14 protein-coding genes are annotated in these 19,996 nt (G+C 67.9%); 4 read left to right on the top strand and 10 right to left on the bottom strand.

Features of this window, described 5'->3' with window-relative positions; genetic code table 11:
- Nucleotides 1-2 precede the first annotated feature (2 nt).
- The 5 genes from BMZ25_RS17260 to BMZ25_RS17240 form a co-directional block, all read right to left on the bottom strand.
- Nucleotides 3-2,015 carry a TRAP transporter permease gene (locus tag BMZ25_RS17260; RefSeq protein WP_092695892.1) on the bottom strand — a complete coding sequence of 671 codons (2,013 nt, stop codon included), beginning with the start codon at nucleotides 2,013-2,015 and terminating at the stop codon, nucleotides 3-5.
- A 10-nt stretch (nucleotides 2,016-2,025) separates the two neighbouring features.
- Nucleotides 2,026-2,490: a DUF1850 domain-containing protein gene (locus tag BMZ25_RS17255; protein WP_092695891.1), complete on the bottom strand. Its 465-nt coding sequence runs from the start codon at nucleotides 2,488-2,490 to the stop codon at nucleotides 2,026-2,028.
- Nucleotides 2,487-3,443, bottom strand: coding sequence for a TAXI family TRAP transporter solute-binding subunit (locus BMZ25_RS17250; RefSeq protein ID WP_092695890.1), 957 nt, complete (start codon nucleotides 3,441-3,443; stop codon nucleotides 2,487-2,489). The genes BMZ25_RS17255 and BMZ25_RS17250 overlap by 4 nt, the downstream gene beginning before the upstream one ends.
- Nucleotides 3,444-3,613: 170 nt before the next feature.
- Nucleotides 3,614-5,083 carry a sodium/proline symporter PutP gene (gene putP / locus BMZ25_RS17245; protein WP_092695889.1) on the bottom strand — a complete coding sequence of 490 codons (1,470 nt, stop codon included), beginning with the start codon at nucleotides 5,081-5,083 and terminating at the stop codon, nucleotides 3,614-3,616.
- A 193-nt stretch (nucleotides 5,084-5,276) separates the two neighbouring features.
- On the bottom strand, nucleotides 5,277-7,457 hold the full coding sequence (locus BMZ25_RS17240) for a glycoside hydrolase family 9 protein (protein ID WP_177190510.1): 2,181 nt from the start codon (nucleotides 7,455-7,457) through the stop codon (nucleotides 5,277-5,279).
- Nucleotides 7,458-8,011: 554 nt separating this feature from the next.
- Here BMZ25_RS17240 and BMZ25_RS17235 point away from each other — a divergent pair.
- From BMZ25_RS17235 to dhaL, 4 genes are all read left to right on the top strand, one after another.
- Nucleotides 8,012-8,965 (top strand): substrate-binding domain-containing protein, encoded by a 954-nt coding sequence (locus tag BMZ25_RS17235; RefSeq protein ID WP_092695887.1) that lies wholly within the window; start codon nucleotides 8,012-8,014, stop codon nucleotides 8,963-8,965.
- 76 nt (nucleotides 8,966-9,041) lie between these two features.
- On the top strand, nucleotides 9,042-10,532 hold the full coding sequence (locus tag BMZ25_RS17230) for a sugar ABC transporter ATP-binding protein (protein WP_092695886.1): 1,491 nt from the start codon (nucleotides 9,042-9,044) through the stop codon (nucleotides 10,530-10,532).
- Nucleotides 10,525-11,517 carry an ABC transporter permease gene (locus BMZ25_RS17225; protein ID WP_218142566.1) on the top strand — a complete coding sequence of 331 codons (993 nt, stop codon included), beginning with the start codon at nucleotides 10,525-10,527 and terminating at the stop codon, nucleotides 11,515-11,517. Before BMZ25_RS17230 ends, BMZ25_RS17225 begins: the two co-directional genes overlap by 8 nt.
- 5 nt (nucleotides 11,518-11,522) lie before the next feature.
- Nucleotides 11,523-13,319, top strand: a complete 1,797-nt coding sequence (gene dhaL, locus BMZ25_RS17220) for a dihydroxyacetone kinase subunit DhaL (RefSeq protein WP_235859922.1) — start codon at nucleotides 11,523-11,525, stop codon at nucleotides 13,317-13,319.
- Between the two features lie 16 nt (nucleotides 13,320-13,335).
- On the opposite strand, the gene BMZ25_RS17215 is transcribed toward dhaL, so the two are convergent.
- The 5 genes from BMZ25_RS17215 to BMZ25_RS17195 form a co-directional block, all read right to left on the bottom strand.
- Nucleotides 13,336-14,304 (bottom strand): sugar-binding transcriptional regulator, encoded by a 969-nt coding sequence (locus tag BMZ25_RS17215; RefSeq protein WP_218142565.1) that lies wholly within the window; start codon nucleotides 14,302-14,304, stop codon nucleotides 13,336-13,338.
- Nucleotides 14,305-14,444: 140 nt separating this feature from the next.
- A complete protein-coding gene (locus BMZ25_RS17210; RefSeq protein WP_092695883.1) occupies nucleotides 14,445-15,377 on the bottom strand; it encodes a TIM barrel protein in 933 nt (310 codons plus the stop codon).
- Nucleotides 15,377-16,891, bottom strand: coding sequence for a glycerol-3-phosphate dehydrogenase (locus BMZ25_RS17205; RefSeq protein WP_092695882.1), 1,515 nt, complete (start codon nucleotides 16,889-16,891; stop codon nucleotides 15,377-15,379). Before BMZ25_RS17205 ends, BMZ25_RS17210 begins: the two co-directional genes overlap by 1 nt.
- On the bottom strand, nucleotides 16,888-18,537 hold the full coding sequence (locus tag BMZ25_RS17200) for an FGGY-family carbohydrate kinase (protein ID WP_092695881.1): 1,650 nt from the start codon (nucleotides 18,535-18,537) through the stop codon (nucleotides 16,888-16,890). Before BMZ25_RS17200 ends, BMZ25_RS17205 begins: the two co-directional genes overlap by 4 nt.
- 61 nt (nucleotides 18,538-18,598) lie before the next feature.
- Nucleotides 18,599-19,564 carry a sugar-binding transcriptional regulator gene (locus BMZ25_RS17195; protein ID WP_092695880.1) on the bottom strand — a complete coding sequence of 322 codons (966 nt, stop codon included), beginning with the start codon at nucleotides 19,562-19,564 and terminating at the stop codon, nucleotides 18,599-18,601.
- Nucleotides 19,565-19,996: the final 432 nt, after the last annotated feature.

Here is a 19,996-nt window from a genome sequence, read left to right as displayed (position 1 = left end):
CCTCAGGCCGTCGTGGCGGCCTGCGACCGGGATCTCAGCCAGTTCACCCCCAGCAGCGCGCACAGCGCCACCGCGCCGGACGCCTCGATGGCGAAGGCGGGGTGGAATACGGCGATCGTCGCGGGAACCACCAGCAGCCGCGAGACGGTGTCCATCGGCGTGAAGAGATACCCTTCGAGCGCTGCCGCGAAGGCCGCCAGCGCAAGAATAGCGATCAGCCCGCTCCAGATGACATAGGCCCAGGGGCCGCCCAGGATGATCTCGGGATTGTAGACCATGAACACCGGGATCAGGTAGAGGCCCTTGGCGAACTTCCACGCCTGCACGCTCGTCTCCAGCGGCTTGGAGCCCGCGATGGCCGCCCCCGCGAACCCCGCCAGCGCGATGGGCGGCGTCACGTTGCTGTCCTGCGAGTACCAGAACACCACGAGGTGCGCGATCAACAGCGGCACGCCGAACTCGTCGCTCAGCGCCGGTCCAACCAGCACGATCAGCACGATGTAGGACGCCGTCACCGGCAGCCCGAGCCCGAGGATCAGACTGGCGATCAGCACCAGGATCAGCGCCAGCACCAGATTGCCGCCCGAGAAGGCGATCATCATCGACGAGAATTTCAGCCCCAGCCCCGTCAGACCGACGACCCCGACGATCACCCCGGCGATGGCACAGGCCATGGACACAGCGACCGCGTTCCGTGCCCCGAGCGCGAGCGCCGTCCACACCAGCCGCAGCCCCGCGACCACTTCGTCGCGGAGGCGTGCCAGGGTCAGGCCCTGCCCCCGGCGCGGGTCGAGCACGAACAACTCCACCCCGCGGCGCAGCGCGGCGACGCCCAGCACCGACAGGATCGCCCAGAAGCCGACACGCATGGGCGAGAGGTTCTGCAGCAGAAGTCCGACGAGGATCACCAGCGGCAGCAGGAACTGCCAGCCGGACATCAGCGTGCCCCGCACCGTCGGCAGGTCCTCGGTCGCGCCGCCCTGCATGCCGCGCTTGAGCGCGACGATGTGCACGAACAGGTAGACGGTCCCGAGATACAGGAACGCCGGAAAGATCGAGACGAGCACGATGTCGATATAGGGCAGCCGCGTGTATTCCGAGATCAGGAAGGCCCCCGCGCCCATCAGCGGCGGCGTGATCTGCCCGCCCGTCGAGGCGGCGGCCTCGATCCCGCCGGCCTGCGCGGGGCGGTATCCCAGCCGCTTCATCAGCGGGATCGTGAAGGCGCCGGTGGTCACGACGTTGGCGATGGCCGACCCCGAGATCGAGCCCATGCCGGCCGAGGCCAGCACCGCCGCCTTGGCCGGACCGCCCGGCTTGCGCCCCGTTGCCGCGTAGGCGAGGTCGATGAAGAACTTGCCCGCGCCCGTCACCTCGAGAAACGCGCCGAACAGCACGAAGACGAAGATGTAGGTCGAGGCGACCCCCAGCGGCAGGCCGTAGATCCCCTCCTGCCCCAGGTAGAGCTGCCCGATCAGCCGGTCGAGCGTGTTGCCGCGGTGCGAGAGGATGCCGGGCAGCCACTCGCCCAGCCACGGCAGCTCGCCACGCGGTCCGGCAAAGCCATAAAGGATCGCCACGAGGCCGATGATCGTCATCGGCAGCCCGATGGCCCGCCGGCTGGCCTCGAGCAGCGTGACGGTGGTGAGGATGCCCATCCAGACATCCGTCTCGCTCCAGAATCCGGCACGAGAGAAGATCGCATCGAGGTTCCAGACGATGTAGGCGCCGCTGGTGATCGCGCCGACAAGGAAGGCGCCGTCGATGATCCAGCCGACCGCCCCCCGCCCGCGCTGTCCGAAGGCGGGATACATCAGGAAGGTCAGCGCCATGACGAAGGCGAGGTGGATCGAGCGCTGGTAGAACAGCCCCAGCGGCTCGATCCCCGCGCCGTAGAGCTGGAACAGCGACAGGGCGACGCCGACGGCGGCGATCACCCAGGCGATCGTGCGTCCCTGCGACGGGGCGCCTGTCGGATCGGCGGTCTCTCGTGCGGATTCCTGCGTGTCGGACATCGGGCGGCCGTCAGGGTTTCAGGCGAAGCGTGACGCGCTCGCCCGCCGCCTGTTCGCTCAGCCGGTGATCGGCGCCGCCGATCGTCAGATGATGGCCGACCGACCGACGGCCGACGCGCAGCACCAGGGTGTCTCCGGCGATCCGCTCGTCGATGCCGGTGATCCAGTAGCCGCGGCCCTCGGCCGGGACCAGCGTGCCCCGCCCCTGGACCTCGCCCAGGCCGGCCGCGAAGTCATGCAGATACGATTTCTCGAGAACCATGTGTCCGCCCGTATTGACGAAGCAGTCGGCCACGCGGCCGCCGGTGACGGAGTGGTGCCATTTCAGGCACCATTCCTCGCCCTCGACGACCTCGACCGACAGAAGCGTGCGGTCGGGCGCCTGCACTTCCAGCGTTGCCGCGTGCAGGGCGCTCGGCCACAGAAGGCACGTCAGGGCGGCCGTCGCCAGCCGCCCCGCGATCTGCCGGCTCAAGGCCGCAGATCGTCCGGCACCTCTGCGCCGGCCTCTTCGTAATACCGGATCGCGCCGGGATGCAGCGGGATCGGCGTCGACCCGAGCGAGAACTCGACCGTGGTGTCGTTGGCCGCGGGGTGCACCGCGATCAGCTCGTCCACGTGGTCGAACATCGCCTTGGTGATCTGGTAGGCGAGCTCTTCGTCCATCGCCGCGTTGACCACCAGCACATTCGGGATCGAGATCGTCTGCACCGGCTCGTCGATGCCCTCGTAGAGCCCGCCGCTGATCTCGTAGGCGGCAAAGACCGGCTCCTTCTCGGTAGCGGCGGCGATCTCTTCCTCGGTGAGCGGCACGATCGAGATGTCGCGAGTCGCGGCGAGGTTGATGATCGAGCTGGTCGGCGGACCGACGCTCCAGAACCCGGCATCGATGTCACCGTCGCGGAGCGCATCGGCGGTCTCGTTGAAGTTCAGGCGCTGTTCGTCGATGTCGTCATAGGTGATGCCGTTCGCGGTCAGCACCTGTTCGGCGTTGACCTCGGTGCCCGATCCGGGCGCCCCGACCGAGACCCGCTTGCCCGACAGGTCCGACAGGCTTTCGATGCCGCTGTCGGCGAGCGTCACGATATGCACCGCGTTCGGGTAGATCGAGGCCAGCGCACGGGCATCGACGGGCCGGTCGGTGAACGGATCCACCGTGCCGTTGACGGCGGCATAGACGGTATCGGCCAGACCGATCGCCAGGTCGCTCTGCTGCTGCGCGATCAGCGCCATGTTCTCGACCGAGGCGCCCGTCACCTCGGCCGTGGCCGATGCGCCCTCGACGTGTTGGCCGATCAGCTCGGCCAGGCCGCCGCCATAGGGATAGTAGGTGCCCCCCGTGCCGCCCGTGGCGATCGAAAGATCCTGAGCGGCGGCGCCCGAGCCAATGGCCAGAACCGCCGCGACAGTCGCGGTGAACCGTTTCATATGTATCCTCCCAAGTTTCCCCCGGTCGCGTCATCGCCGGGGGTGACCACATGGACGCAGAAGCGGACACGGAATGTCAACGCCTAGCCGCCGGCCGGATACGCGAAGGGCCGGCACAATGGCCGACCCCCCGGGGCGCAGTCGCCGCCCCTGACGCGATATGCGTGATCTCAGGTCGTGCGGTCCTGCAAGGGCCGAAATTCGCCGCGCGCCTCTGTCGCAAGGCTCACGCCGACGATTGCGAGCAACGCGAAGAGGAAGCCGGGGATGATCTCGTACACGCCCGGACCGCCCAGGAAGCTGCCGTTCCAGCCAAGCTGGATCCACACGATCACCGTCACGGCCCCGGTCACGAGCCCCGCGACCGCGCCGATCCCCGTCATCCTCTGCCATGTGAGTGACAGGATGATGAGCGGCCCGAACGCGGCACCGAACCCGGCCCAGGCGTTCGCCACCAGCCCAAGCACCTGGCTTTCGGGATCGCGCGCGATGATCGCCGCGGCGATCCCCACGAGCAGGACGGCGAGGCGTCCGATGTTCACGACCTCGCGGTCGCTGGCGCTGCGACGCAGGAACAGGCGGTAGAAATCCTCGGTCAGCGACGACGAGGAGACGAGCAGCTGGCTCGACACCGTGCTCATGATCGCCGCGAGCAGCGCAGCGAAGAGGAAGCCGGTCACGAGCGGATGGAACAGAAGCTCGGACAGGACGATGAAGATCGTCTCGGGATCGTCGATCGTCATGTCGTTGCGCACCACGTAGGCCCGGCCGAACACGCCCACGCCGACCGCGCCGATCAGCGAGATCGCCATCCACGTCATGCCGATGTTCCGCGCCGTCGCCACGGCCTTGACGCTTTTCACCGCCATGAAGCGGACGATGATGTGCGGCTGGCCGAAATAGCCGAGCCCCCAGGTCACCGCCGACAGGAAGCCGATGAAGGTCAGCCCCTCGGTCAGCGAGAGGAAGTTGGTGTCGACCTCGTTCAGCGTCTGCGAGGCCTGGTCGAACCCGCCGCCGCCACCGAGGATGATGATCGGCATGATGATCAGCGCCAGCATCATGATGCAGCCCTGCACGAAGTCGGTCAGGCTGACCGCCAGGAACCCGCCGACCACGGTATATGTCAGCACGATCCCCAGCGTCAGCCAGACGCCGACCTGGTAGTTGCCCTCGAACGCGCTGGTGAACAGCTTGCCGCCGGCGACGAGGCCCGAGGCCGTGTAGACGGCGAAGAACACCACGATGATGACCGCAGACACCATCCGCAGGGTCAGCGCCTGCGTGGGAAAGCGGTTGGCCAGGAAGCTGGGGATCGTCAGGCTGTTGTCATAACGCTCGGTCTGCTCGCGCAGCCGCGGCGCGACGATGATCCAGTTCAGGAACGCGCCGACGAAAAGGCCGATGCCGATCCAGGCCTCGACAAGTCCGGTGGCGTAGAGCGCGCCGGGAAGGCCCAGCAGGAGCCACCCGCTCATGTCCGAGGCGCCCGCCGAAAGCGCCGCGACCGCCGGCGGCAATTGCCGCCCGCCGAGAACGTATTCCTCGGCATTCGACGTCGACTTGCGCCAGGCATAGAAGCCGATGCCGAGCATCAGCACGAAATAGAGTATGAGACTGATCCAGATGCCGATCTGCATGATAAGTCCTTATGCTTGCAATTTGAGTCACCTTGTCACGTCGAGGTGAGCCTACGAAATAGGCGCCACATGCGGATTGACCGTTTTTTCGTCGGGATTCCTGCGGCAGAGCCGTGAAACCTGTCCCGCGCGCCCACGAAAAAGGGCGCCCGCGTGAACGGACGCCCCTCCGGCATACACCGATTGTGTGGCTTCAAGACAGCAGGAACTGATCCTGTTCGATCAGGCCGGCCAGCGCGCCCGAGAAGCCAGCGTTGTAGTCGATGGCCACCTCGTTGGCGACGTAATCGCTGCGCAGGTCGGTGTAGTCGCCGTTCCGGTCCGGTCCGCCGACCAGCGCCCCGTCGAGCACATGCTCGTTCGGGCCGGATTCCCCGACATGGTCGGTTCCCGAGGCGGCGCGATGGTGCGGCTGCAACGGGAAGTCGTCGCCGAAGCCGACGAGATAGCTGAAGGCGTCGGGATTGTCGCCCAGCATGTAGTCGATCTGGTCGGATGCGAATTCGCGCAGCGCCTGGGCCTTGTCGCTTTCCCCGCGCTCGTCCAGCAGCTCGGCATAATCCATCGCCAGGAACGCCGTATTGGCGGCATAGCGGTTGGACCCCCACTGGTCGAGCCAGGCGAGGCCCTCATTGGTGTCGGTGCCCGGTGTCCGCGCGACGCTGTATTCCCAGTGATCGAAATGCGCGTCGAGGTCGTCGAAATATCGCTGATCGCCGGTCGCCTTCGCCAGTTGCAGCGCCGTGCCCATCGACTGATCGTCCCAGCTCATCGCCCAGTAGATGTTGTCAGCGCTGTAATAGCTTTCGGCCTTCTGCAGGTAGACCGCCTCTCCCGTCGCCTCGTAGAGCCATGTCGCCGCCCAGGCCAGTTCGCCGTCATACCCCGAATGGGAGGCGTAGAAACTGCCCGCATCCGGGATCGCGTCGGTATAGGTGCCCTGGTAGGCCTCGGAGAAGGCGAACAGCTTTTCGGCATTGGCCAGCAGCTGGTCCGCGCGCGCGCCCTGCCCGGCCTCGCCCAGCACCATCGAGCTGGCGGCGAGCGCGGCGGCGGTCTGCGCCGTCACCTCGGTGCCCGGCGTGTCGGCGGTGATGGCGTAGGCCGGCCGCTCCATCGTCATGTCCTCGGGCGCGCCCCAATAGGCATGGTCGAGCTGGCCGTTGCCGACCTGGCCGTAGAACACGTCGTCCGACAGGTCCGCCGTGCCGTTGTCGTCGTAGCAGCGCAGGAGATAGTCGCTGACCCAATCAACGTGGGCGACCAGATCGTCATAGCTGCCCGCCGCATCGTAACCGTCGCGGAAGTCGATCGCGCCCCAGGCGAGGGTCGTGGCGGTATAGGCCTGCGGCAACCCGAATTTCACGTGGTCACCCGCGTCGTAGAACCCACCTGTCAGGTCGCGGCCCACGTCGGCACCGTCCTGCAACGCGCTGTCGCCGCGCCACGCGACCGGATGGTCGTCGGGCAATTCGCCGGAATACTGGGCATAGTAGAAGTCCATCGACAGATCGAGCGCCTCGGCATACTCGGCCCCGCCGAACGCGCCGGGCGCCGGGTCGGTCGTGCCGTCGTCCGTGGGCGGTTCGGTCGTGCCGTCGTCCCCGTCCGAAGGCGCATCGTCCGACACGACGTCCAGATCTTCGGGCGGCATCCCCGCCCCGGTGAAACCGATGTCGACGCTCTGGCCCGGATGCAGCGACGCGCCGTATCCCGCGCCGGTCAGCTCGAAGGTGCCGTCGCCGAGATCGGTCACGGTCATGCCCCAGGCGTTCCGCACGTCCAGGTCGTCTGCGCTGACGATCAGCGACCAGGTGTCCATGGCCTCGCGCGTTTCGTTCTTGACGGTCAGCGCGGCGTTGTAGCCGCCGTTCCACGTCGCGCTCACCCGGTAGTCGAGCGTCGGGCGCGGCGCCGTGTCCGCCTCTTCGGTCTCGGGCGTACCGGTCACAGCCGGCTCTTCGACGACGGGATCGGAGGTCTCGTCGGTCGTGCCGTCGTCGCCCGAAGTGTCCTGCGTGGTGTCGTCCTCGGTCGCAGGCGCCTCCGGCTCGGCCGACGTCCCGGGCTCGGCGCCGTTGATGCTGACAATCTCGAACTCTGGCTCGCCCGCGCCCTGGAACCCGAAGGCGGCGGTCTGCCCGGCATCGAGCGAGTCCTGCCAGCTCGATCCCGACAGGGTGTAGAGATCGCCGACACGCGCGTCGATCGTCACGCCCCAGATGTTCGTGATCTCGGCGTCGAGCGAGATCACGATCGTCCAGTCGTCCGCCGTCGTCGCCGCGGTAAAGTCGAACTCGTGCACGAAGCCGCCATTCCAGGCCTCGGTGCGAGTGACCGACACATCCCCGGTGCCGGCGCTCGTTGTGGTCATTGCCGTATCAGACATGGGCTTTCCAGTTCCATAGAAGGTGTGCCGCGCGCGTCATCCCTCGCACCGCGACCTTTCATTCCGCCCAATGCGGCGGGGCGTTCCGGCTCGCGTTGCCCGTCGGTCCCGGCCCGTCCGTCCTGTCGGGAACGCGGCTCCCGGTCGCAGGATGGATCGAACGAACAAGGCGGGTTGCGTTCATGTCGAAACGGCTCTTTGGGCTGTCCGCGGGCGGGTGCCGAAGGACTATGGCGGCGACACGCCCTTCGATCAACTGTGGATTGTGCGGCTTCTTGCCGATGTGGCGCCGACGCTGCGTCAACGTGTGAAAGTGCCTTTTTTCAAGACGCCATGGCCACTTGCGCGTCACGCGAGCGCCGCAATGCGCAGCGCCGCGGCGAAACCGGGCGTAACGGCGTAGGCGACGGCACGTAAAGTAATACCGTTGTAAAAACGAAAATACACCTGTATGTTCCGCGCAGCTTCCGCCTCACGGGAGCTTCCGGAGGAGACGCGGGGCACGCGCCCCGCGCACACATTTCTAGGGAGGACATCGCATGTTGCGATTCGTTCAGAGCACCGTCGCCTCGGCGCTGCTCGTCGCCACCGCGGCCGTTCCGGCCGTCGCTCAGGATGACGCGGGCACGCAGAAGAAAGACAGCTATCGCTTCGTCATCATTCCGAAGGTCGTCCACCCCTGGTTCGACAAGGTGAACGACGGCGCCCAGATGGCCGCCGCCGCGATCGAGGCGCAGTCCGGCTCGTCGGTGCAGATCGACTATTCCGCGCCGCAATCCGCCGACGTCGTCCAGCAGAACCAGATCCTCGAAAGCTCGATCGCGACCCGCCCCGACGGCATCGCCATCGACCTGCTCGACCCGGCCGGCAACCGCGCCTCGCTCGAGGATGCGCAATATCAGGAAATTCCGCTGACCCTGTTTGACAGCGTCCCGCCCGAGGGGATGGACATCCCCTATATCGGCTCGGACTTCTGCGAGCAGGCCAAGATCGCCTCGCGCCGCCTCGTCGAACTGCTCGACGGTGAGGGCCAGGTCGCGATCATGATGGGCGTGCCCTCGGCGCCGAACCACTCGATCCGCGCCGAGTGCCACCGCGAGGTCTTTGCCGAGCACGACGGCATCGAGGTCGTCGCCGAAGGCATCGACAACGACGACATCCAGACCGCCCAGAAGCAGGCCGCCGCGATCATGCAGGCCAACCCCGAACTCGACGGCTGGGTCGCGTCGGACGCCGCCGGCCCGGTCGGGATCGGCCAGGCCATCGTCGAGGCCGGCAAGGAAGGCGAAGTGCAACTTGTCGGGCTCGACAACCTCAACGAGATGCTCGACCTGATCCGCGACGGCGTCGCCGACAGCTCGTCCGCCTCGCAGCCCGAGCTTCAGGGCTACTGGTCGGTGATGCTGCTGTGGCAGCAGGCGACCGGTGCCCCGGTGCCGACCTATATCGATACCGGCAACGCCTTCATCACCCAGGACAACGTCGACGGCTGACGGGGCAACCCGATAGCGCGGGCCGGGCCGCCTGCCCGGCCCGCAAACCGTCACACGTTCGACCTGGAGCCGATCCATGGCCTATCTCGAAACACGCGGTCTCGGCCGCGACTTTCCGGGCGTCACCGCGCTGGACGGGCTCGACCTGGATGTCGAACTCGGACGCACCCACGTTCTCGTCGGCGAGAACGGCGCGGGGAAGTCCACGCTGGTCAAGCTGGTCACCGGAACCGACCGCCCCTCGCGCGGGACGATCCGCATCGACGGCGAGGACCCGGCCGAAAAGCCCGACCTGTTCCGCTACATCGCCTACGTGCCGCAGGAACTCAGCCTCTTTCCGCACATGAGCGTGGCCGAGAACCTGCTGATGCCGTTCCACAAATCCGGCCACCGGGGCATCGTGCGCCGCGCCGCGCTGGAACGCGAGGCGCAGGAATACCTCGACCGCTTCGGCATCGAGGCCCGGCCCGGCGACTTGGTGCAGACGATCTCGGTCCCCGACCAGCAGCTTCTGCAGATCGCCCGCGCCTCGACCAACAAGGACATGAAGGTCCTGATCCTGGACGAGCCGACCTCGTCGCTCACCCCCGTCGAGGTCGACCGCGTGTTCAAGGTCATCCGCGGCTTTCACGACCGGGGCGTCGGCGTCGTGTTCATCTCGCACAAGATGGACGAGGTGTTCGACATCGGCGACGACTACACCGTCCTGCGGAACGGCAAGAAGGTCGAGGCGGGGCACCTGTCTGACACCGACGAGGACGGCCTGATCCGCGCCATGTCGGGCCAGAAGCTCGAGCTGGGCGACCAGTTCCGCCCCGCCACCGCGCCCGCCGAACCGCTGATCGAGGTCGAGGGCCTGAGCGGGCCCCGGTTCGAGGATGTGGACTTCACCCTTCATCGTGGCGAGATCCTGGGCTTTGCCGGCCTCGTGGGCTCGGGCCGGTCCGAGCTGATGCAGACGATCTTCGGCTTCCGCAAGGCGCATCGCGGCACCGTCCGGGTGAACGGCGCCCCCTGGCGGCTCGGCGACACGACGAAGAGCGTGAAGAACGGGATGCTCTATCTCTCGGAAGAGCGCAAGCATCACGGCATCTTCCCACAGCTCTCGGTCCGCGAGAACATCGGCCTGTCGATCTTCGACCTGACCAACTCGCCGCTCGGGATCAACGCGCGGCGCGAGCGGCGCGAGGTCGACCGCATCGTCGACGACTACGACATCCGCACCGCCTCGACGGACACGAAGATCTCGAACCTGTCGGGCGGCAACCAGCAGAAGACGATCATCGGCCGCGCGATGGCGATGGAGCCGAAGGTGCTGATCTTCGACGAGCCGACCAAGGGGATCGATGTCCGCACCAAGGCACAGATCTACGAGATCATGAAGGGCCTCGCCGAAAAGGGGATCGGCATCCTGCTGGTGTCGTCCGAGATGGACGAGCTGCGCAAGTGCGCCTCGCGGATCATCACCATGCATTCTGGCCGGGTGACCGGCGAATTCGACACCGCCACCACGGACCAAGAGAGCCTGGTCGGCGCCATTTTCGGAACGGAGGCCGAGCATGTCTGACATGCAGGAGACCGCGCAAAGGGCCAAGCACAATCCGCTGCTCGCCTGGGCCAAGAACCCCGTCATGGGCGTGCTGGCCGTCCTCATCGCAATCTTCGCGATATCGGCGATCCTGTCGCCCTACTTCCTGACCGCCTACAACATGAGCGTCGTTGCCCGCGGCCTCGCCTTCGTGGCGCTGGTCACCATCGGCCAGGCGTCGCTGATGATCCTCGGGGAACTGGACCTGTCTCTGGGCACCATCGGCGGCCTGTCCGGCATCATTGCGGGGATGCTGATGGTCAATGCCGGGCTCGACCCGTGGCTGTCGATGGCGCTGGCGCTGTGCATGGGGGCGACTCTGGGGCTGGTGAACGGGCTGCTCGTCACGTCGCTCGGCCTGCACTCGCTGGTGCTGACAATCGGTACGGCCGGCATCTACGGCGGCGCGATCCTGGTGCTGACGCGGGGCGTGGCGATCACTGACATCCCGCGCGAGATGCAGTTCCTAGGCCGCGGCACCCTGTTCGGCTTTCCGATGCCCTTCGTGGTGATGCTCGTGGTGCTGGCCTTTGCCGTGTTCCTGACGATGAAGACGCCGTTCGGCCGCTACATGTACGCCATCGGCAACAACCGCGACGCCGCCCGCATGCTGGGCATCAAGGTCGACACGATCCGCGTCCTGGTCTTCGTCATGGCGGGCACGCTGTCGGCGCTCGCGGGGCTGTTGCTGGTGGCCCGGCTGGGCACCGCGCAGCCCTCGATCGGCGACACCTGGGTGCTGGGCCCCATCGCAGCGGCGGTGATCGGCGGCGTGGCGACCACCGGCGGCGTCGGCAGCATCCTCGGCGCGATCTTCGGCGCCGCGATCATCGGCATCATCGAGAACATCATCGTCCTCTTCGGCGTCTCCCCGTACTGGCAGGGCATCGTGAGCGGCGCGATCGTGGTCATCGCGATCTCGTTCGACGCGATCTCGCGCCGCTGGCTGCGCCGCGAGGGCTGAGGGACATGCTTGACAGAAAGACAGACGACATGACGGACCAGTCGAACGTGCGCACCAAGAAGCTGATCAACGCCCCCGAGGACATCATCTCGCAGGCCATCGAGGGAATGATCTCGGCCCATCCCCATCTTCTGCGGGTCGAGGGCGACAGCGGCCGCGCCGTGGTCGCCGTCGACGGCCCGCGCGACGGCAAGGTTGGCATCGTGATCGGCGGCGGTTCGGGCCACGAGCCCGCCTTCGCCGGATATGTCGGGCGTGGGCTGGCCGACGCGGCGGCCGTGGGCAACGTCTTCGCCTCGCCCAGCCCCGAGCAGATCCTCGACGCCGCGAAGGCCGCCGATGGCGGCGCGGGCGTGGTGTTCCTCTACGGCAATTACACCGGCGACGTGCTGAACTTCGACATGGCGGCCGAGGAATGTGCAGGTCTCGGCATCCCCGCCAAGTCGGTCGCCGTTGCCGACGACGTCGCCTCGGCGCCCAGCGACCGCGCCGATGAACGGAGGGGCATCGCGGGCGACTTCTTCGTCTTCAAGATCGCCGGTGCCGCGGCCGAGGCAGGCCGCGACCTGGCCGGCGTGACCGAGGCGGCGTCCGCGGCGCTGTCCAACACCAAGTCGATGGGCGTCGCCCTGTCGGCCTGCTCGATGCCGCAGACCGGCAAGCCCAATTTCGAGATCGGCCACGACGAAATGGAAATCGGCATGGGCCTGCATGGCGAGCCGGGCATGCGCCGCGGCAAGCTGGCCGAGGCCGACCATATCACCGACGAGCTGATGGAGCCCATCCTCGCCGAGATGGACCTGCCCGAGGGCAGCGAGGTCGCGGTTCTGGTCAACGGGCTGGGCGCGACGGGACTGCTGGAGCTCTACATCCTGCACCGCCGCGTGGCGCAGATCCTGGGCGAGCGCGGCGTGAAGATCCATCATTCCTGGGTCGGCGAATACGCCACCTCGCTGGAGATGGCGGGCGCCTCGGTCACGCTGCTGAAGCTCGACGATGATCGCAAGGCGCTGCTCGACATGCCCTGCCGGACCCCGGCGCTGACCGTGGGCACCGTCGCGCAGGCCCGGCCCGCCGCGACGACCGCCACCCGCACCACCGTACAGCACGCCGCCCGCGACGAGACCGAGGTCCGGCGCGAGGATCTGGCCACCGATGGCCCGGTCACGCCGGCGATCTTCCGCAGCATGATGATCCGCGCCGGCGAGCGCATCAGCGCGGACGCAGACCGGCTGTCCGAGCTCGACGGCGTGATCGGCGACGGCGACCATGGCGTCACGATGGACATCGGCTGGAAAGCGGTGCGCAAGGCCCTGGAACAGAGCCCCGCAGACGAGACGGTCGAGACCTCGTGCAAGCGGATGGCCAAGGCGTTCCTCGACGCCGTCGGCGCCTCGTCCGGGCCGCTCTACGCCACGGCGTTCCTCAGGGCGGGCACCGCCGTCGGCAACCGCCTGAACCTCGATGCCGCGGCCGTGGTCGCCTGGGTCGAGGCGGCGGCGCAGGGCGTGCGCGAACGCGGCCGGGCCGAGCCGGGCGACAAGACCATGGTCGATGCCTGGGTGCCCGGCGCCGAGGCCGCGCGCGCCGCGCTCGGCAAGGACGGCGACGTGCTGGCCTGCCTCGCGGCGGCCTGCGAGGGCGCCGAGCGCGGGATGAACGCCACCAAGGAGATCGAAAGCCGCCGCGGACGGTCCGCCAAGCTGGGCGCACGCTCGGTCGGGCATATCGATCCCGGCGCGGCCTCGACCCACGTCATCCTCTGCGCGATGTACGACGCGGCGAAGGACGCCCTGTCCTGAGCCTGCGACGGGCCGGTCAGGCCGGCCCGTCCAACAGCCCCCGCGCGACGGATTCGTTCGTGACCAGCCGATTGATGTAGCGGCCCCGCAGGATCGCGCGGATCACCGGCAACTTGATCAGCCCGCCCGAAACCAGGATCGCATCAGGCTTGATCCGCAGCTTGTCGGGCGGCAGCGCGATCACCGTCTCGTTGATGAAGTGATCCACGGGCCGCCCGTCGGCGTCGATGAAGCAGCCCAGGATCTCGCCCACCGCCCCGGCGGCGGTGATCTCGTCGAGGTTGTCCTTGATCACCCGCACCTGCGTCAGCGAGCTCTGTTCCTCGGACGACGAACAGCTGACCATCGCGATATCGGCGATCTCGGTCCGCGCCAGGACGTCCGTGACCTCTTCGTTCAGCAGCAGCGCCTCGCGCGCCGCGGCCGAAGCGCAGAAGATCGGCGCGGTGAGATAGTGGCACTCGACCCCCAGACGCCGCGCGGTGTCGGTGGCCACGTCGAACGAGTTCGACCCCGTCATCCGGGTGATCCCGCCGATCAGGCCGACCACCCAGCTGCCCGCGGACGGCCGCGTCGTCAGCCGGCGCGCGACATAGGACAGCGTCCGCCCCGAGCCGATCCCGATGCCCACGTCGCGGCCCTTGATCAGCGGGCTCGCCATCGCGCCGGCGGCCTCGCCGATCACCCGTTTCTGCGTGATGAAATCGTCGACATCCGGCACCACCGTCACGTCCCGCAGGCCATAGCGCGAGGCGATCTCCTCGGCCATGACGCGGCATTCCAGCAGCGGCATGTCCAGCTCGACCGTCACCAGCCCCTCGGCGCGGATCTGGCCGATGATCTTGTTCACCTTCAGCCTTGTGATGCCAAGCCGGTCCGCGATGTCCTTCTGGGTGAGACCGGCCACGAAGTAGTACCAGCCCACGCGCGCCCGTTCGTCGAGAGAGCCCGAGGAATCGTGGTCTGGCTGCTGCATTTCGGTCATGACCCTGTCGCCCGGATGTCGGGCCCGCATATCCCATCTTGTCCCAACAGGCCACGCGCCCGAATGGAGGTAATTCAAAGATTACACGAGGATGGCGCCGGGGCCGCCCGCACCTCAAGCGGTTTCGAGATGAGCGCGGCTCAGATCTTCAGGTCGGCCGCCCCGGTATCGATATGCGGCGCCCAGAACGCGACGCTTTCGGCAATCTGCGGGATCACCTCGCGGTCGTTCGGCTCGCGCTCCTTGAACGACAGCTCCAGGCAGATCTCGTTGTCCTCGGCCCCGCCTTCGGCGAACGCCTCGAGCAGCGGCTCAGGCTGGATGCGACCGCGGGCGTTGAACTCGGCGGTGAAGGGCCGGTGGCCGCCCTTGTCCATCAGCGACTGCTTGATGTGGATGATGGGCGAGACCTTCGGCACCGCCCGCGCCCAGGCGTAGGGGTCGAAGTCGTCGGGGTTCTCGCTGGTGACGTCGCCGTGGTCGATGTCGGCCATCATCCACATCGGCACCGCCATGTCCGCCGCGCTCAGCCGGTCCTGAAGGGCCATGCAGGCCGCGATCGTCTCGCCGAACTCGCGCCCGATGCTCATCGGCTCCCAGAACACGTAGTCCAGCCCCGCCGCCTTCGCATGCTCGGCGACCTCGGCCCAGTGATCGATGGCGATACGGATCAGTTCTTCGCGCCGCGCCGGATCGTTGAAGTCGCGGTAGGTGAAGATGGCGAACTGGGTGCCGATGCTCCGGCCGCCCAGATCGCCGAAGATGTCCGCGAAGGTCTTGAACCAGTCGACGTAATAGCGGCGCACATCCGGGTCAGGATGACCGAAATGGTTGAGCCGCCCGTAGGGCCCGGTCATCCCCGAGGTGCAGCGCACCCCGGTCCGATGACAGGCGCGGTCCATCTCGCGCGTGAGGCGGCGGAGAACCGGTGCGGGCCAGGAGGGATTGATGAACTCGTGCGTCAGTTGCAGATCACGCAGCCGCAGTTCCCGCGCCGTCGTCTCGATCAGGTCCGCCGGCTCGGCAAAGCGGTTCACCAGAGGATTGGTGTTCAGCGACAGTGTCAGGGGCATCAGGCGGCTTTCCGTTGCTGCGCGTCGAACCAGGCGGCGAAGTCGGCCTTCTCGGCCTCGGACAGGTCCAGCCGGTGCTTGGTGCGCCGCCAGAGAACGTCCTCGGCGGTGCGCGCCCATTCGTGTTCCACGAGATAGCGCACCTCGGCCTCGTAGAGCTGGCCGCCGAAGTGGCGCCCCAGCCCCTCGACCGAGGTGGCGTCGCCCACGAGCATGGCGATCCGCGCGCCGTAGCAGCGGCCGTAATGCTGGCGCAGCGCCCGCGGCATCCACGGGTAGTCGGCCTTCATCTGCTCGCGGAACAGGTCGTAATCGGCGTTCTTGATCTCGCCGCCCGGCAGCGCCGCGTCGTGGGTCCAGTCGCGTCCCATCGTCGGGAAGTAGTGGCCGAGCTTCTGCAACCCGTGCTCGGACAGCTCGCGGAAGGTGGTGATCTTGCCGCCGAACACGTTCAGCAGAGGTGCCCCGTCGCGGTCCTCGAGGTCGAACACGTAGTCGCGCGTCACCGCCGAGGGGTTGCCCTGCCCGTCGTCGAACAGCGCCCGCACGCCCGAGAACGTCTCGAGGATGTCCTCGGGGCGCAGCTTCTCCTTGAAGTAGCGGTTCACGGCATTGAGCAGGTACTCGATCTCGGAATCGTCGATGTGGACGTCGTTCGCCTCGCCCTCGTGGGCGATGTCGGTGGTGCCGATCAGGGCCTTGTCGCCCTCGTAGGGGTTGATGAAGATCACCCGCTTGTCGTGGTTCTGGACGAGATAGCTGTTCGGCCCCTCCCAGAACTTCGGCACGATGATGTGGCTGCCCTTCACCAGCCGCACGTTGCGGCTGGAATTGGCGCCCGCCACCCGCGTGATGACGTCCGACACCCACGGCCCGGCCGCGTTCACCAGCGCCTTCGCGCGGAACGTCCGCTCTTCGCCGGTCAGGCGGTCCTTCGTCGTCACCGTCCAGGCGCCGTCCTCGCGCCGGGCCGAGGCGCAGGGCGAGCGCGTCAGAACCGTCGCGCCCCGCTCGGCCGCGTCGACGGCGTTCAGCACCACCAGCCGGGCGTCGTCCACCCAGCAATCCGAGTATTCGAAGCCGCGCGTGTACTTGTCCAGCAGCGGCGCCCCCTCGGGATCGCGGCGCAGATCCAGCGTGCGCGTGCCCGGCAGCTTCTTCCGCCCGCCCAGATGGTCGTAGAGGAACAGCCCCAGCCGCACGAGCCACGCGGGCCGGTCGTCCGGCGAATGGGGCAGAACGAAGCGCAGCGGCCAGATGATGTGCGGCGCGGCGTTCATCAGCACCTCGCGCTCGATCAGCGCCTCGCGGACCAACCGGAACTCGTAGTATTCGAGATAGCGCAGCCCGCCATGCACCAGCTTGCCCGAGCGCGACGAGGTGCCCTCGGCCAGATCGTCCTTCTCGCACAACACCACCGACAGGCCGCGGCCGGCCGCGTCGCGGGCGATGCCAGCGCCGTTGATGCCACCGCCGATCACGAACAGATCGACCGTCTCCTTGTCGTCACTCATGTGGCGCTCCTTCGCGATGCGTCTGTGGCCTCGAGCGTCCGTCCGGTGGACTCCTCTCCGGCATGGGTTTCGGGATCCGTCGTCGCGCCCGAGCCGCGGTGGCGGGCCAGTTCGCCCCAGACCGGGACGAGCGCCTCGCGGGCGGTGCGGAACGCCGGGTACAGGCTGTCATAGGTGTCGATCAGTTGCGGCTCTGGCGCTTCGGCCTCGCCCAGTAGGGGCGTGACCCAGGCGGCGATGCAGTCTTCCATGCTGTCGTAGGCGCCGATGGCGACCGCCGCCATCATCGCAGCCCCCGCCGCGCCGGCCTCTTCGCGGGAGGACACGCGCACCCGCGCCCCCGTCGCCGCCGAGATCACCCCGCGCAGCGCCCGCGACCGGGCCGCTCCGCCGGTGAGCCGAACCTCGCCCGGCATCTCGCCCATCGCGGCGTAGCAGTCCCGCGCGGCCATCCCCAGCCCCTCGACCACAGCGCGGACGAGATCGGGATAGCGGTGCGCGCTGGACAGGCCGATAAAGTCGGCGCGGGCGTCGGCCTCGACGAACGGCCCCCGCTCTCCCGCATCCGAGATGTAGGGATGGTAGAGCAGCGCGCCGGGACGGCTCTGCGCCATCCAGCCGTCGATGCGGCGGACGAGGTCCGAATGGGAGGTCTCGACGCCGAACTCGGCCAGAAGATCGCCGCCCACCCGTAACAGCCAGTCGATGTTCAGCGTCGCCGCCATGTTGGTCTGGACCTGCGTCACCAGCCCCGGCACCGGGAGCGCAATCACATATCCCGTGCCGGCGTCGTTCAGCAGGACGTCGTCCTGCCCCACCGCCCGCATGTGCACGCCGGTGGAGCCCACGGTCGAGCACGCGGCACCGGGATCGCCGGTATGCACCCCCGCCCCGAGCGCCGTCATCACCATGTCGACATAGCCGAGGCTCACAGGCGTGCCGGCGGTCAGGCCGGTCTCGGCCGCTGCCGCGTCGCTCAGCGGGTGCGTCACCTGGCTGCCGTCGACGATCTGCGGCAGAAGGTGCCGGCGATGTTCCAGCCCCAGCGCGTCGATCACCGTGTCGTCGTAGGCCCGCGTGCGGAAATCCCCGAAGGTAAAGCTCGACTCAGATGGGTCGGTCGCCCGCACGCCCGTGAGCTTGAGATAGAGCCAGTCCTTGCAATGCAGCGCGACCTCGGCCCGGTCCAGAAGCTCGGGACAGGTCGCGTCCATGTGGGCCAGCTGCACGCCCTGCTGGCAGGTGTTGAGACCGGTCCCCGTCGCCTCGAACCGTGCCCGCTCGGACGGGGCGGCGTTCAGCCGGCGCACCGCCGGCGCAGCCCGCGCGTCGAGCCAGATCCAGGCGTCGCCCGCGGGCACGTCGTCCGCGCCCACCAGCCAGGTGCCGTCGCCCTGCCCGGTCACCGCGACGCCGGCCGTTCGGACCGCCAGCCCCTCGACCGACTCGCCCAGCTTGCGCAGCGCCGCCGCGCAATCGGCCCAGGTCTGCGACAGGCTCTGTGTCGCGGCACCGTCGGCGCCGGTGTCGTAGCGGTTCAGGACCGACGCCTCAGCCAGTTGCCGCCCGTCCAGGTCGAAGGCCACGGCCTTGACCACGGACGTGCCCGCGTCGATCCCGATCAGGATGTCGGTGCGCTCAGCCACGGAGTGCCCCGCCTGTGTCGTCCGGCATGATCTGCATTTCGTTCCTCCCCGGTTCGGCCGATCAGCCGCCGCTTTCCTCCAGCAGCGACCGGGCCGTGCGTTCATCGGTGACCAGCCCACCCACGTAGCCGCCGTGAAGCACGGCGCGAATCGCGTGCACCTTCTCGGGTCCGCCGGCGATGGCGACGATCCGGCGGCCCGCCAGGCGGCGGCGCTCCAGCGACACGGTGCGTGCGGTCAGTCCCGTCTCGATCGGGGCGCCGTCGGGCGCGAAGAAGTGGCCCAGCACCTCGCCCACGCCGCCGCGCTCCTGGATTTCGGCGATCTCGGCCCGCCCGATCATGCCCGACTCGACAAGCTGCGCGTCGGGTTTCGTGGTGCCGATCCCAACCGCCATCAGGTCGGCCGAGGCGGCCAGGTCGAACACGTCGCTGACGCCTGGCTGCGACAGCAGAACCTCGCGGTCGGCGGCCGAGGCGGCGAAGAACGGGATCGGGATGACATAAGCCGCAGCGCGGGTCTTCTGCGCCATGCGGTGCATCACGTCGTGCGGGTTCGCCGCGAGGTTCCGCGCCAGCCCGCCCATCAGCGACACGAAGCGCAGCCCGCGTGCGTCGAACGGCGCCATCGCCTCGACCGAGGCGCCCAGCGTGCGGCCGTGTCCCAGGCCGATGACGCCGTCGGGCGCCGCGTCGATCTCGCGCTTGAGGAAGTTCGCGCCCGCGGCACCGAGCGCCCGCAGCGGCAGGCCGGGCTCGCCCAGATCGGGCACGACCTCGCAGGTGCCGAGCGCGAAGCGCGCCGACAGTTCGGATCCGAGCTCGGCGCACTCGGCGACCTCGCCCACGACGGTCACCTTGACCGCACCGCTGCGGTTGGCCGCCGCGATCAGCCGGTGGGCCTTGGCGGCCGAGACGTTCAGCCGATCGGCGACCTGCGCCTGCGTCAGCCCGCCAGCATAGTGTAGCCACGCCGCACGAATGGCGAGGCTGTCGTCCCCCTCGGCGCGCACAGTGCCATCCGCCATGTCGGCTCCTCCCGACCCTGATGAAAGAAATCGCGTTCTTCGCAATTAATTTCTACCCGCGGCACATTGTCAAGCTTATCACACTTCTTCTGCAGCGCGGCGAAACTGTGAGAATTACGTAACTATTTGTTTTCTGGTTATATTGATAAGATTGCGGAAAATACCTTCGGCTCTCGCGCGGCAACGTATTGACAGAACGCACCGTTTGATAACAAGCTTAACACTGTCGATAACACGGTCCTAACATTAACGGACCGGATCGCAGACACACCGGCGACGGTCGCGGATGGAGGGTCCGCACCCGTCGCGCCAGAGGGAGGAGACGGACATGCGACGCACCGGCTGCGCGCCCTGCCCCGACACGCACTGGCCCCGGCCGGCGTCTCGCCCCTGCTTCCCCATGCACGAGGGCCGCCGCACCGCGCGGGCCGG

Source organism: Tranquillimonas rosea, assembly GCF_900111315.1.
Lineage (GTDB): Bacteria > Pseudomonadota > Alphaproteobacteria > Rhodobacterales > Rhodobacteraceae > Tranquillimonas > Tranquillimonas rosea.
The sequence above is the reverse complement of the archived record's forward strand: the minus strand, read 5'-3'. Positions and strand labels throughout refer to the sequence as shown.